A 13546-nucleotide genomic window follows, 5' to 3' on the forward strand; every position below is an offset into this window, starting at 1 on the left:
AATCGAACTTTTAGGTGACTGGCGGCTCTGATCACTACATTCGTTTCAACATCAGGTCCCCATGGCAAAGCAAAAGTTTAAAATCACCAACTGGCCCGCATATAACAATGCGCTCAGGCAGCGGGGGGACCTGACAGTATGGCTTGATGAGTCAGCCATTGCTGCATGGACTGAGAGTACACCACCTGAACATCGTGGCCGGCCGCTTCACTACACCGATATGGCCATTACCACGGTTCTGATGATAAAGCGCGTGTTTAACCTTTCGCTCCGGGCGTTACAGGGTTTCGTTGACTCGATTTTTAAACTGATGGGGCTGTCGCTGCGCTGCCCAGATTACTCTCTGGTCAGCCGGCGAGCAAAAACCGTCGACATCAGCATAAAAACGCCAACCCGCGGCGAAATCTCACACCTGGTCATCGATGGCACCGGCCTGAAAATCTTCGGCGAAGGCGAATGGAAAGTCAGGCAGCATGGGGCTGAGAGGCGCAGAGTATGGCGCAAGCTTCATCTGGCAGTAGATAGCGCGACACATGAAATTATCTGTGCCGATTTATCGCTAAGCGGTACGACAGATGCGCAGGCGCTGCCCGGGCTGATTAACCAAACCCACCGGAAAATCAGGGAAGCGTCGGCTGACAGTGCTTACGATACGCGTTACTGTCATGATGCTCTGCTGAGGAAAAAAATAAAGCCGCTTATCCCACCGCGAAGTGGTGCGCAATATTGGCCAGCTCGATACCATGAGCGTAACCATGCGGTGGCAAATCAGCATCTGAGCGGCAATAACGATACCTGGAAAAAGAAAGTAGGTTATCACCGGCGTTCACTGGCTGAAACGGCCATGTTCCGGTTTAAAATACTTCTGGGTGGTCATCTGAGTCTGCATGACTATGACGCGCAGGTAGGTGAGGCTATGGCAATGGTCAAAGCGCTTAACCGGATCACGTTGTTAGGAATGCCAAACAGCGTCCGCATCATGTAACAATCGCCCTGATAGGGAGGAAGTCGTCACAAATTTCGGATTTATTCAACAAAGCGGGTAGCGGATGTCCCAGGCACTGGAGAACGCTTCCAGCGCCTGCAAGCCGGCTTCTTCCGAGGGGCCTGATAGATAGCTTTCAGGTCGCGGGTGACGGCCTTGTAGTCCTTCCAGGAGACGAACCGCAGGCTGTTGCGCACCATATGCACGATACACAGCTGGAGCCGCGCCTCCGGATACACCGCGTTAATAGCGTCAGGGAAACCTTTCAGCCCGTCTACGCAGGCGATAAGGATATCGTTCAGGCCGCGGTTTTTCAGCTCTGTCAGCACGTTCAGCCAGAACTTTGCGCCTTCATTTTCGGCCAGCCACATACCTAGCAACTCTTTCTGGCCTTCGATGTTGATGCCCAGCGCCAGGAACACAGATTTGTTGATGATGCGGCTGTCCTGCCGGACTTTTAGAACGATACAGTCAAGATAAACAATGGGATAGACTGCATCCAGAGGCCGGTTTTGCCATTCGACAACCTGCTCCATGACCGCATCGGTGACCTTTGAGACCAGCGCCGGCGAGACATCGGCGTCATACAGCTCTTTGAACGCGGCGGCGATCTCGCGGGTGGTCATCCCTTTGGCGTACAACGATAAAATCTGGTTATCCATCCCGGTAATCCGGGTCTGGTTCTTCTTCACCAGTTGCGGTTCAAAGGAACCGTCACGATCGCGCGGAGTACGCAGCGCCAGCGGGCCATCGCCAGTGGTAACGGTTTTTGTGGAATAGCCGTTGCGGGCGTTGATCCCCGGTTTAGGCTGATTTTTATCGTAGCCGAGGTGATGGGTCATTTCGGCATTGAGAGCTGCTTCGACGCTAATTTTTTTCAGCCGCCGATCGAAGTGACTGAGATCTTCAGGGGTTTTGAGATTTTTGGCCAGTTCGTTAGCCAGAGCCTGCAACTGTTTTTCGTCCATAAATTAACCTGTTTTTGATGTTGGATTGAACATATCAAAATCAGGCAAATACACAAATTTCTAAACAGGCTCTGCGTTTTGCCCACGGTGATATAATCCGCCTGCCCCTGTTTTAATAACTGCTCACAGAACGGATGGTGTTCAATACGGATAACGAGTTTGCAATTATGCAATATCACGCTTTTTACACTCACGCCTCTTATCGTCAAATAATGAATAACGGCTCCTGCCTGCGTCATCGCGGCGATAAGATGAGTGTTGGTCGATGCCGCTTTATGATGGACTGACATACTTTCCTCCTTCAATGAATTAGCATTTCTGCATAACGGTCGATTAACGTCACAGAAATCCCCTGATTGCCAATAGCGCTTGTCCGGGCCACTCCGCGCGCCAGTTTAAACAAGCGGCGATAATTGCCCCGTGAATGTTTGCGAAAGGCGGCGGCAATCTCCGGCGCAAGCGGCTCCCTCGAGTCCTCACCGTTCGATAACAGGCTGCCCAGAATGGCGCTGAAATCCTTAGCTTCACTTTCTTTCTTACGAGATTCCAGGTCTAACGCCATACCCACCCGGCTATAGAGCTGGGCGTATTCCCCGCGAGAGCCTTTCAGGTTAAGCAGCAAACGCGGCATCCCCGCCAATACAATGGCCACCCCGGAACGGTCGTGAATACGCCGCAGGACCTCAAGCGCCCGGTAGGGCAGCAGCTCAGCCTCATCAACCAGTACCAGCCAGTGCTTGTCGCGCAGCCCCTGTACGCACTCCTCGACCAGCTCATGAATATTGCCAGTTTTTCGCAGACCCAGCCGGGCGCACAGCGCCTGCAATAACACCTTGGCGGTATAGCCGGGGTCGGCTTCAATCAAGATGACGCCTTTATTGGCGCTGTTGGCGCGCACATACTCCTTCAGCACCATGCTTTTTCCCATGCCTGCCGGGCCGTATATCACGCCGATATCGCCGAAGTCGTGCGTGGCACTAATCAGGTCCAGCACCACCCTCGCCAGATGGGTCGGCACAAAATGTACCTTGATGTCCCGCCGGTGGGCGCGCTCTGTCTCGCGGTCAAGAAAATCCCGTAACGTGCCCTCGACGTTATCAATATTGCCGTTGTAAACCCCCTTTAAATATTGTGAAATGGTGGCGCCGCTTAATCCGGTTTTATCGGCTACCTTGCGCTAGGTGTAGCCTGACCGTTCCATCAGCTGGAAAATACGTTCTCGCGTTGTCATACAATATATCCTTAGCGGTTATTACCGACCTGCTTGATATCGTGCTCATATTCGAATTCAAATAAATACACCTTCTCTTTTTCAGGTTCCGCTGCCTTGGGTACCAGCAGGGGCTTTGTTGAATAAATCGAACTTTTAGGTTGACTGGCAGCTCTGATCACTACATTCGTTTCAACATCAGGTCCCCATGGCAAAGCAAAAGTTTAAAATCACCAATTGGCCCGCATACAACAATGCGCTCAGGCAGCGGGGGGACCTGACAGTATGGCTTGATGAGTCTGCCATTGCTGCATGGACTGAGAGTACACCACCTGAACATCGTGGCCGGCCGCTTCACTACACCGATATGGCCATTACCACGGTTCTGATGATAAAGCGCGTGTTTAACCTTTCGCTCCGGGCGTTACAGGGTTTCGTTGACGCGATTTTTAAACTGATGGGGCTGTCGCTGCGCTGCCCAGATTACTCTCTGGTCAGCCGACGAGCAAAAACCGTCGACATCAGCATAAAAACGCCAACCCGCGGCGAAATCTCACACCTGGTCATCGATGGCACCGGCCTGAAAGTCTTCGGCGAAGGCGAATGGAAAGTCAGGCAGCATGGGGCTGAGAGGCGCAGAGTATGGCGCAAGCTTCATCTGGCAGTAGATAGCGCGACACATGAAATTATCTGTGCCGATTTATCGCTAAGTGGTACGACAGATGCGCAGGCGCTGCCCGGGCTGATTAACCAAACCCACCGGAAAATCAGGGAAGCGTCGGCTGACAGTGCTTACGATACGCGTTACTGTCATGATGCTCTGCTGAGGAAAAAAATAAAGCCGCTTATCCCACCGCGAAGTGGTGCGCAATATTGGCCAGCTCGATACCATGAGCGTAACCATGCGGTGGCAAATCAGCATCTGAGCGGCAATAACGATACCTGGAAAAAGAAAGTAGGTTATCACCGGCGTTCACTGGCTGAAACGGCCATGTTCCGGTTTAAAACACTTTTGGGTGGTCATCTGAGTCTGCATGACTATGACGCGCAGGTAGGTGAGGCTATGGCAATGGTCAAAGCGCTTAACCGGATCACGTTGTTAGGAATGCCAAACAGCGTCCGCATCATGTAACAATCGCCCTGATAGGGAGGAAGTCGTCACAAATTTCGGATTTATTCAACAAAGCGACCAGCAGGCTGTAATCGTTCTCCCTGGGCGCGTCAATCACCGGGCGTAATTCGTCTTTCGCATCCTGAATTTTATTTTCAGCCAGTTTAATGAGACGTTTAGCGCGCGCTTCCAGGGCTTTTTCCACTCTGGAGACCGGCACCGGCGAAGCGGTATTGCCATTCCAGAGCGCGGTGCAGAGATAAGCACCGTCCATCTGGCGAATAATCACCTCGTTCGGATTATGGATATCGTAGGCCACCCGCACCGTCTGGCGGTCTACCTCAATCAGCTCCCGGGCAAAATACTGGTTATTCAGCAGTTCAACCCAGCCGCGCTGGGCCACGCGTTTCTCTTCCGGCATAAACATCTCGCGCAACTCGCCCGGTGTCAGGTATTCAATGTTGTCTCCTTCCTCGGTCAGCAGGGCCTTGCGGTAAGCAGCCGGCGTCATCGACTTGCCGTTGACCTTGGGCAGCGCGCTGTGCTCGTGGCTGTGGTTATAGCGCTGCACCTCCTCCTCGATGGCGTCTATCAATTGCCGCCAGCTGGGCAATATCGCCAGCGTTTTCTGCTGGACAGGGTTCAGCTCTTTCCCCTGACGCAGGGCATTCGACAGACTCAGCAGCTTTTGCCCCTGCACCCGCGTCCCGTTGGGGTCAGCGCTTAACCCGTTATAGGTCTGAAAGCGCAGGGCCAGCCGGCGTGGGAGAACGCCGTTAAGTCGCTCGATAATGCCCCGCGCCTGCGGGTTACCGGGGATACCGGTAATATGCTCAATGCCCAGCCGGGGGAAAATCCCGGTGATATCCGCATCCAGCATCTTGTTGGTCTCACCACCACCGTTATCGGAGTAGGAAAACAGCGGTTTGCCGTGGTGCTGGATAGCATAACGCCACGCATCGGCCACCGCGATGGCGTTTTCCGCCAGAGACAGGCTCCAGCCCACCAGATAGCGGGTGCGCCCGTCGAGCACCAGGGTCAGCTCCGGGGTAAAGGGCCGCCCGTGTATCGGATGCGCCACTTTCATGTTCAGCGATTTGCCGTCAGCTATCCAGCAGCCGTTCACCGGCATCTGTGCCCAATCCCGCTGCTGGTAAACCTGATACGCCTTAAGCGCCGAACCGGTGACCCGTCCCTTGACCCGTCGGTGAGGTGCCACCCGCTTGACCATGCGATTGACCTTGTCGTAGGTCGGCAGGGCCGCCAGCATGGCAGGCTGATCATGGTATTTGCCCTGCCAGTCGGCCTGAAACGCGCGGTAGGCTTCCAGCACCGTCGGGCCACAGGGCCGGGCATAATGCGGCCAGAAGAGCGTATAGAACCACGTCATGTCCTCGGGACGCTGCTTCTTCGGCTGACCCGGAGCCAGTATCGCCAGACGCTCCTGGGGTCGCTCTGCGCTGAGATAGAGACTCACCCATTCCTGCAGGCTGCTTTTGCCCACCCCTTGCCGGGTGCGGCCCTTTTTGGCGTTGGCCAGCGTGGCGGCGCGCTGCAGGGCCTCGGGCAATGTACCGACCTTTGACTCCTCGACGATAAAGGTCACCGCCGCAATGCGGGTCATGCCGGCCTGCTGTAACCGGATCACTTCCTGTGCCAGCATCATGCGCGCATCGGCAATCTGCTTTTGGTGATCGTTGAGGGCCTGCACTTTGCGCTCGAGCAGGGCAGGACATTGGCGCATGATCGCCAGCTCATCGCGTGACTTGATGGCGCAGCCACGCTTGACCGACTCATCAACCGGCTGGGCCGGGGCTTGCGCAATCAAAGATTTATAGTGCCGATGTTTGATGATCTCGCGTGTTTGTTCCGGCAAACAATCGATGTGATACTCGAAAGCCTTGGTACCCGGACGCTTACGGACTAAATCTGGAGAGTCAAGCAATAATCTGCGCAATGCTTTTTTTAGTCCTGGGGCTGTTCCTGGTAATCCGAGAATCCCTATTAATTCCTTGATACTTATAAACATAATCAAGAAACCTTGCGAATGTAGCTGTTATTTCTAGCTTCGTACCTGCTTGGCCAGATAGTTTCTGGAGAGACACCAAGAGCGTTAGCAACCAATAGTTCATATTTACGGCAAGGTCTTGTTAAAACACTTTTAACAACGTCTTGCTTGACCCCGGCTTTAACGTCCAAGGCTCGAAAAGTTATCCCACGTTTGTGAAGTTCAGCTTTTATGATCTCTCTGTGCCAATCAGTATTAACAACTTCATTTTGACTCGTCATTGGATTACCCTAAAAAGTCATCCGCCCGGAACATCCGAGCGGTGTATCTCTTCAAGCAAAGATTATAATCCAAAAGAAATCATGAAAAGCTATTTTGGTTTTTATTGGATTACTTTACTGGTTTCCTTGTCAGGATTAAAAATGCTTTTTAATCAATGTATTACAGGAAAAGTAACCAATGATGACAAAAAATACCGAAGTTTTTTTAGTGACCCTACGCTTTGTTGAATAAATCCGAAATTTGTGACGACTTCCTCCCTATCAGGGCGATTGTTACATGATGCGGACGCTGTTTGGCATTCCTAACAGTGTGATCCGGTTAAGTGCTTTAACCATTGCCATTGCCTCACCTACCTGCGCGTCATAGTCATGCAGACTCAGATGACCACCCAGAAGTGTTTTAAACCGGAACATGGCCGTTTCAGCCAGTGAACGCCGGTGATAACCTACTTTCTTTTTCCAGGTATCGTTATTGCCGCTCAGATGCTGATTTGCCACCGCATGGTTACGCTCATAGTATCGAGCTGGCCAATATTGCGCACCACTTCGCGGTGGGATAAGCGGCTTTATTTTTTTCCTCAGCAGAGCATCATGACAGTAACGCGTATCGTAAGCACTGTCAGCCGACGCTTCCCTGATTTTCCGGTGGGTTTGGTTAATCAGCCCGGGCAGCGCCTGCGCATCTGTCGTACCGCTTAGCGATAAATCGGCACAGATAATTTCATGTGTCACGCTATCTACTGCCAGATGAAGCTTGCGCCATACTCTGCGCCTCTCAGCCCCATGCTGCCTGACTTTCCATGCGCCTTCGCCGAAGACTTTCAGGCCGGTGCCATCGATGACCAGGTGTGAGATTTCGCCGCGGGTTGGCGTTTTTATGCTGATGTCGACGGTTTTTGCTCGCCGGCTGACCAGAGAGTAATCTGGGCAGCGCAGCGACAGCCCCATCAGTTTAAAAATTGAGTCAACGAAACCCTGTAACGCCCGGAGCGAAAGGTTAAACACGCGCTTTATCATCAGAACCGTGGTAATGGCCATATCGGTGTAGTGAAGCGGCCGGCCACGATGTTCAGGTGGTGTACTCTCAGTCCATGCAGCAATGGCTGACTCATCAAGCCATACTGTCAGGTCCCCCCGCTGCCTGAGCGCATTGTTGTATGCGGGCCAGTTGGTAATTTTAAACTTTTGCTTTGCCATGGGGACCTGATGTTGAAACGAATGTAGTGATCAGAGCCGCCAGTCACCTAAAAGTTCGATTTATTCAACAAAGCCGTGACCCTACAAAAGAAACCATAAAAGATCGTCTTCTAGCACTTGTCGCTGGAAGGCCGCGTCGAAGCGTTGCGGCTAAATGGGGGTTGAAGTATGCAACGCTAAGTAACTATCTGACGGGAAAAGGCTCGATACCTAGACGGGATAAGTTAGAACTCATAGCCAAAGCGGAAGGGATTGATATTGAATGGATTATTAATGGAGGGAAAGTGGTTAGTAAAGAATCCAATAGTGGTGATCGTGATTTGCACTTTTCACCGCAGACTCTCAAATTGGCTGAGTTCTTTGAAGCGCTAAATGATACGGAGCGTTCAGCTTTGATCAACCTGTTAACTAGGAAAGGTGTTGAGACGGTCCTTTACCTCCTTGATGATGACAACCTTAAGCTCTTACAACTTGATTATGTAATTAAAGAAAAAGTCTTAGGCAGGACGTCCTCCCAAACGCAATCGGAGGCTATCTTGAACGATGAGAAAGCTAGAGAGTGTGGTCTTGATAGCAAAAATGAGGCAGGAGAAGAAATCCTAACAAACTATAGCAAAAGAGCCGTTTAAGTTTAAATATATAAAATATTGAGCCTGTTTAGAAATTTGTGTATTTGCCTGATTTTGATATGTTCAATCCAACATCAAAAACAGGTTAATTTATGGACGAAAAACAGTTGCAGGCTCTGGCTAACGAACTGGCCAAAAATCTCAAAACCCCTGAAGATCTCAGTCACTTCGATCGGCGGCTGAAAAAAATTAGCGTCGAAGCAGCTCTCAATGCCGAAATGACCCATCACCTCGGCTACGATAAAAATCAGCCTAAACCGGGGACCAACGCCCGCAACGGCTATTCCACAAAAACCGTTACCACTGGCGATGGCCCGCTGGCGCTGCGTACTCCGCGCGATCGTGACGGTTCCTTTGAACCGCAACTGGTGAAGAAGAACCAGACCCGGATTACCGGGATGGATAACCAGATTTTATCGTTGTACGCCAAAGGGATGACCACCCGCGAGATCGCCGCCGCGTTCAAAGAGCTGTATGACGCCGATGTCTCGCCGGCGCTGGTCTCAAAGGTCACCGATGCGGTCATGGAGCAGGTTGTCGAATGGCAAAACCGGCCTCTGGATGCAGTCTATCCCATTGTTTATCTTGACTGTATCGTTCTAAAAGTCCGGCAGGACAGCCGCATCATCAACAAATCTGTGTTCCTGGCGCTGGGCATCAACATCGAAGGCCAGAAAGAGTTGCTAGGTATGTGGCTGGCCGAAAATGAAGGCGCAAAGTTCTGGCTGAACGTGCTGACAGAGCTGAAAAACCGCGGCCTGAACGATATCCTTATCGCCTGCGTAGACGGGCTGAAAGGTTTCCCTGACGCTATTAACGCGGTGTATCCGGAGGCGCGGCTCCAGCTGTGTATCGTACATATGGTGCGCAACAGCCTGCGGTTCGTCTCCTGGAAGGACTACAAGGCCGTCACCCGCGACCTGAAAGCTATCTATCAGGCCCCTACGGAAGAAGCCGGCTTGCAGGCGCTGGAAGCGTTCTCCAGTGCCTGGGACATCCGCTACCCGCAAATAAGTCGAAGCTGGCAGGCAAACTGGGCCAATCTGGCCACGTTCTTTGCCTACCCAACGGACATCCGCAAGGTGATCTACACGACCAACGCCATCGAGTCGTTAAACAGCGTGATCCGGCATGCCATCAAAAAGCGCAAGGTGTTCCCGACCGACGACGCAGTGAAAAAGGTGGTGTGGCTGGCGATACAGGCGGCCTCACAGAAATGGACAATGCCTTTGAGGGACTGGCGCATGGCAATGAGCCGCTTTATTATCGAGTTCGGTGACCGCCTGGACGGTCACTTCTGAGAAAAGGCATTTACACAGAATCGTGTACAGGGTCAAAATATTTATGCATTGAGTATGTTTATCAACAAAATCGTTAATTGAAACTGTTTAAACGGCTTTCAAACTTACTCAAACCACGGCCAATCCAGTCCAGAATATAGTGCAAAAAACTCATTTTTCGCTCATTTTTTGCGACGAGTCCAAAATCCTTAAAATGGCTGTAAGCCGCGCCAGTAAAGGGCTTCCGGCTAATCCACCGTTCCCCCTGAGAGTCCAGAAATGCTTGTCACCCCACACGTTTTGTCGTGCGGGTCAGAAAATGGCTGGTGGCCCGCTTTATCGGTCACCCTGCCAAACCTGTCGGCGAAACGGGGGTAAAAACCAGCGGGTCATGATGAGGTCTTGCGCTGCTGCGTCGCCGAAGAGCGGCGCGCGCAGGGGCAAAAACCGCTCGGCGGCGCGGCGCCGATCAAATGGCCAGCGGCGGCTCATCCCGCGGCGTTTGGTTCACCGCCGCCCGCCCCTGGATCAGTTGGCGAACCTGCTTGACCAATTCCACCATACAGTCATCCTGCATGCCGTAATTGTTCAGCTCTTGCTCCAGGGCAAAGAGATACTGGGCGTTGGTGCCAAGCGGGCCGCTGGCGCAGGCGATAAGCGGCGCGATAACCTGCGACCGGGTATCCGCCTCGAAAAAAGGGTGGCAGGGATCCATGACAAAGGCCAATGCCGTGACGCTGTCACCATTATCCAACGTCAGTTCGCTCCAAATGGGGATGTAGCATCCGGTCAGCATCTCCCGCTTCCACAGCAATTCCAGCTCCTCGTGCAGGCGATCTTCAGGCAGGCGAAACGCCAGGCCCGTGGTCTGGCCGCCCTCTTTTAACGCCAACATGCGCCCCCGGCTGCGACGAGGTACCGCGTCCGGAGATAAGCCGCAGACAGAAGGCGCGATGCCAGCCGAAGAGCGTGGCTGGACGCACCTCTTCTGCCTCAAAGATGGGATTCCACATCAGCGAGCCGTAACCGAAAATCCACACCGGGCTATTGTCCGGCCGACGACTCAGCGTACACGCCAGCGATGCCCGCCGCTGTTCGGGCGTTAACAGCAGCGATTCGTCGATAATACCAAAGGCCGTTTTACAATCCGCTTTCTGCAAAAAGTCTCGTGTTAACATTCGGTTGCTTTCTCCTGGCCATCACGTTCAACCGCGGTGGCGCACCTACGCCGCCTGCGCATGAAGATGATTTCTGTTTTTATTGCTCATAATTGAATCACCAACAATATGACCATATGCGTTTCCGCCGCCGCAATCAAGTTTGAAGCGAGTCCCAATTATGACAAAAAGCTATCACGGCGCGCGTCCCCGGCGCCACGACCCTAGCCGCAGCGAATAGCGCTGACTCGGCCGGGGATCACCGCGTCTCGGCGCCGGGCCCTTCCCAGCTCGCAAACCCTGAGGGTGGCGCTACCCGTGACGGTAGACGGCAACGACGGACCCCATCCGCGCACACACGAAAGGAAGCCTGTCTCGGCAGGGCAAGATTGCGGCGGCGGACGGGGGTAAGACCTTGAGCTCAGCAGGCCGGTTGTAAAGCTTGGGGCAAGTAGCCGCAGGGTGGCGGTATCGGGGCGGCAAGATGCGGGCGCTGGCACGGCGAATCGGGGCAAAGCCGAGCACGGGGACGACGCTGCCCTCCTGCGGGGAAAATTGACGGGAGTCAGGATCGGCGGCGGGCGCCTCCCGCCCGCGCCCGCCTGCGCAGCGTCAGCCCTTACTTTTTCGGGTGCCAGCGGTCGTCTTCGCCCTTATGGTATTGATGTTTTACCGCCGCCCAGGCAACCTTATGGGCGACCTCCTCGCGCGACTCATGGCCGCGGCGCTCGGAAGCATCTTTATATTGATCTCATGCGCTATTAAAGGCTTCACGGTAAATATCCTGCGCATGCTTGGGCAAAATCCCGGTGACGCTGTCCGGTAAGGATGAATTGGATTGATAGGGCATACAGCCTCCTTTTAAGGTCCTTATCCTATTTCAGTATAGGTCCTGTGGCGTTTTTCGTCGGCAGACGCGACGCGCGCCGACATCCGTCGCGACGCCCGATGCTGACCGCAGGCCTATCAACAGTCTTTTCACCCCTTTAATACCCACTTTAACCTCAAGTCCGAATTTATTGCATTATCATCGTGCGTTTTAGCCTTTATTTCGGCAGAAATGAGAGAAGATAGGCTGGCGTGAAAGCGACAAAAGAAGAAAACACCACTTTTTATCAAGGACCTATTTGTCGCAGAGCGCAAAGAGAGGCATTTATGCCACTCTAATGGCATTAACGCAATTAAACGTCAATTTATGCAAACGACCCCGCGCAAACAATCCCTTTATGTTAAACTTATCGCTGCCGTTAATGGTAATCGGTAAGCGCCCGTGGCGGAGTCGCGGGCAGGACATTCAGCGTTCAATTCGGGAGAGAGCGACAGCATGACGTCCGCCACCCCTGCGGTTAAGACCCGCCATAAAGAATATAGCCTGATTTTTCCTCTGGCCGCGCTTGGCGTGCTCAGCCTTTGGGGGGACGCAACCGCAATAGGCGTGCTTGTGGCGATCAATCTGCTGGCGTTGCTCGGCATTTTGGTCAGCGCCTTTAGCGTGGTGCGCCACGCCGACGTGCTGGCCCACCGGCTCGGCGAGCCTCTCGGGTCGCTCATTTTGACCCTGTCCGTCGTGATTCTCGAAGTCAGCCTCATCTCGGCGCTGATGGCGACCGGCAATGCTGCGCCCGCCTTGATGCGTGACACGCTGTATTCGGTCATCATGATCGTCACCACCGGCCTGGTCGGCTTCTCATTGCTGCTGGGCGGTAGCAAATTCGCCACCCAGTCGCTTAATCTGGCGGGCATCAAGCAGTATTTGATGGCGATTATGCCGCTGTCGGTCATCGTGCTGGTCTTCCCCTCATCGCTGCCGGGAGGGAATTTCACCGTCGCGCAAATGTTGATTGTCGGCGCCGTTTCCGCGGCCATGTACGGGGTATTTTTACTGATCCAAACGCGTACCCGCCAGAAGTGGTTTATCTATGAGCATGAGGACGAGGATGATGACGATCCGCACGGCAAGCCTTCCGCGCACGGATCGCTCTGGCACGGTGCGTGGCTGATTATTCACCTTATCGCCGTGGTGGTGGTCACCAAAGTGAACGCCGAGCCGCTCGATCATTTGCTGACCGCCATCGATGCACCGAAGCAGGTGACCGGCTTCCTGGTGGCGCTGCTGATCCTCTCCCCTGAAGGCCTTGGCGCCATCCGCGCCGTGCTCGCCAATGAGGTTCAGCGGGCGATGAATCTGTTTTTTGGCTCAATCCTGGCGACCATCTCGCTGACGGTGCCGACCGTGACGCTCATCGTCATTTTCACCGGCAATCAACTGACGTTCGGTCTGTCGCTGCCGCAAACCGTGGCCATGTTAACCGCGCTGATCGTGTGCCAGGTTTCTCTCTCTCTACCGGGCGCACCAATGTGTTGAACGGCGCGGCGCATCTGGCGCTGTTTGTCGCCTATCTGATGACCATAATGCTCTAGCTGGCCGTTTCCCCCTTTTGCCCCGCTGCCGCAACGCGGCGGCGGTTCACTTTTTTCCCTGCCTTGATTTGGCGCTGGTTTTTTTGCTACCGCTCGGCGTATGGTAGGAGTTCTTTCTGACGGCCGGCTGCCGTTGTTCCTCATTTGGTTTACTGAGTTAATGAAGACGCATTATTTCTCCGGCATACGCCTTTTCAGCGCGCTTATCGATGCATGCTGGAAGGAACGCTATACCCCCCAACGCCTGCTCAAAGATACTGTTTGCCGGCATCACCGTCGGTATCATTGCCATTCCGCTG

At 53.6% G+C, this 13546-nt stretch carries 9 protein-coding genes and 4 pseudogenes; 5 read left to right on the forward strand and 8 right to left on the reverse strand.

Translation table 11 applies throughout. From position 1 onward, the window contains the following. Positions 1 to 61: 61 nt before the first annotated feature. Complete coding sequence (locus tag SOPEG_RS13240; RefSeq protein WP_025243834.1) at positions 62 to 985, forward strand: IS5-like element ISSoEn1 family transposase; 924 nt, start codon at positions 62 to 64, stop codon at positions 983 to 985. 54 nt (positions 986 to 1039) lie between these two features. Here the strand turns inward: SOPEG_RS13240 and SOPEG_RS13245 are convergent. The 3 genes and pseudogenes from SOPEG_RS13245 to SOPEG_RS28320 all read right to left on the reverse strand — a co-directional run. After that, positions 1040 to 1953, reverse strand: a pseudogene (locus tag SOPEG_RS13245) (IS256-like element ISSoEn2 family transposase); the annotation flags it as partial. 301 nt (positions 1954 to 2254) lie between these two features. Then, complete coding sequence (locus tag SOPEG_RS13250; RefSeq protein WP_417903416.1) at positions 2255 to 2950, reverse strand: AAA family ATPase; 696 nt, start codon at positions 2948 to 2950, stop codon at positions 2255 to 2257. Between the two features lie 245 nt (positions 2951 to 3195). Continuing rightward, a complete protein-coding gene (locus SOPEG_RS28320; protein WP_158382404.1) occupies positions 3196 to 3345 on the reverse strand; it encodes a hypothetical protein in 150 nt (49 codons plus the stop codon). 26 nt (positions 3346 to 3371) lie between these two features. On the opposite strand from SOPEG_RS28320, the gene SOPEG_RS13255 reads away from it, so the two are divergent. Then, entirely contained in the window at positions 3372 to 4295 is a 924-nt protein-coding gene (locus SOPEG_RS13255) for an IS5-like element ISSoEn1 family transposase (RefSeq protein ID WP_025245708.1), read from the forward strand. Here the strand turns inward: SOPEG_RS13255 and SOPEG_RS13260 are convergent. The 3 genes from SOPEG_RS13260 to SOPEG_RS13270 form a co-directional block, all read right to left on the reverse strand. Beyond that, on the reverse strand, positions 4288 to 6102 hold the full coding sequence (locus SOPEG_RS13260) for a Mu transposase C-terminal domain-containing protein (protein ID WP_158382406.1): 1815 nt from the start codon (positions 6100 to 6102) through the stop codon (positions 4288 to 4290). The two genes, SOPEG_RS13255 and SOPEG_RS13260, sit on opposite strands and share 8 nt — an antisense overlap. Positions 6103 to 6305: 203 nt before the next feature. Beyond that, on the reverse strand, positions 6306 to 6563 hold the full coding sequence (locus SOPEG_RS24865; protein ID WP_071882202.1) for a helix-turn-helix domain-containing protein: 258 nt from the start codon (positions 6561 to 6563) through the stop codon (positions 6306 to 6308). 273 nt (positions 6564 to 6836) lie between these two features. Further along, positions 6837 to 7760, reverse strand: a complete 924-nt coding sequence (locus SOPEG_RS13270; RefSeq protein WP_025243983.1) for an IS5 family transposase — start codon at positions 7758 to 7760, stop codon at positions 6837 to 6839. 26 nt (positions 7761 to 7786) lie between these two features. On the opposite strand from SOPEG_RS13270, the gene SOPEG_RS28325 reads away from it, so the two are divergent. Together SOPEG_RS28325 and SOPEG_RS13280 are read left to right on the forward strand one after the other, a co-directional pair. After that, positions 7787 to 8389: a transcriptional regulator gene (locus SOPEG_RS28325; protein WP_025245711.1), complete on the forward strand. Its 603-nt coding sequence runs from the start codon at positions 7787 to 7789 to the stop codon at positions 8387 to 8389. Positions 8390 to 8481: 92 nt separating this feature from the next. Next, positions 8482 to 9690 carry an IS256-like element ISSoEn2 family transposase gene (locus SOPEG_RS13280; protein ID WP_025245712.1) on the forward strand — a complete coding sequence of 403 codons (1209 nt, stop codon included), beginning with the start codon at positions 8482 to 8484 and terminating at the stop codon, positions 9688 to 9690. Between the two features lie 448 nt (positions 9691 to 10138). Here the strand turns inward: SOPEG_RS13280 and SOPEG_RS13285 are convergent. Together SOPEG_RS13285 and chaB are read right to left on the reverse strand one after the other, a co-directional pair. Then, positions 10139 to 10847: pseudogene (locus SOPEG_RS13285) on the reverse strand (gamma-glutamylcyclotransferase). 598 nt (positions 10848 to 11445) lie between these two features. Next, positions 11446 to 11676: pseudogene (gene chaB / locus SOPEG_RS24870) on the reverse strand (putative cation transport regulator ChaB). A 474-nt stretch (positions 11677 to 12150) separates the two neighbouring features. Here chaB and chaA point away from each other — a divergent pair. Further along, positions 12151 to 13247, forward strand: a pseudogene (chaA, locus tag SOPEG_RS13295) (sodium-potassium/proton antiporter ChaA). Positions 13248 to 13546: the final 299 nt, after the last annotated feature.

Source organism: Candidatus Sodalis pierantonius str. SOPE, assembly GCF_000517405.1.
Classification (GTDB): domain Bacteria; phylum Pseudomonadota; class Gammaproteobacteria; order Enterobacterales; family Enterobacteriaceae; genus Sodalis_C; species Sodalis_C pierantonii.

Coding starts and splice junctions, on each gene's coding strand:
- SOPEG_RS13240 (WP_025243834.1), top strand. CDS start 62: ATGGCAAAGCAAAAGTTTAAAATCACCAACTGGCCCGCATATAACAAT.
- SOPEG_RS13255 (WP_025245708.1), top strand. CDS start 3,372: ATGGCAAAGCAAAAGTTTAAAATCACCAATTGGCCCGCATACAACAAT.
- SOPEG_RS24865 (WP_071882202.1), bottom strand. CDS start 6,563: ATGACGAGTCAAAATGAAGTTGTTAATACTGATTGGCACAGAGAGATC.
- SOPEG_RS13270 (WP_025243983.1), bottom strand. CDS start 7,760: ATGGCAAAGCAAAAGTTTAAAATTACCAACTGGCCCGCATACAACAAT.
- SOPEG_RS13280 (WP_025245712.1), top strand. CDS start 8,482: ATGGACGAAAAACAGTTGCAGGCTCTGGCTAACGAACTGGCCAAAAAT.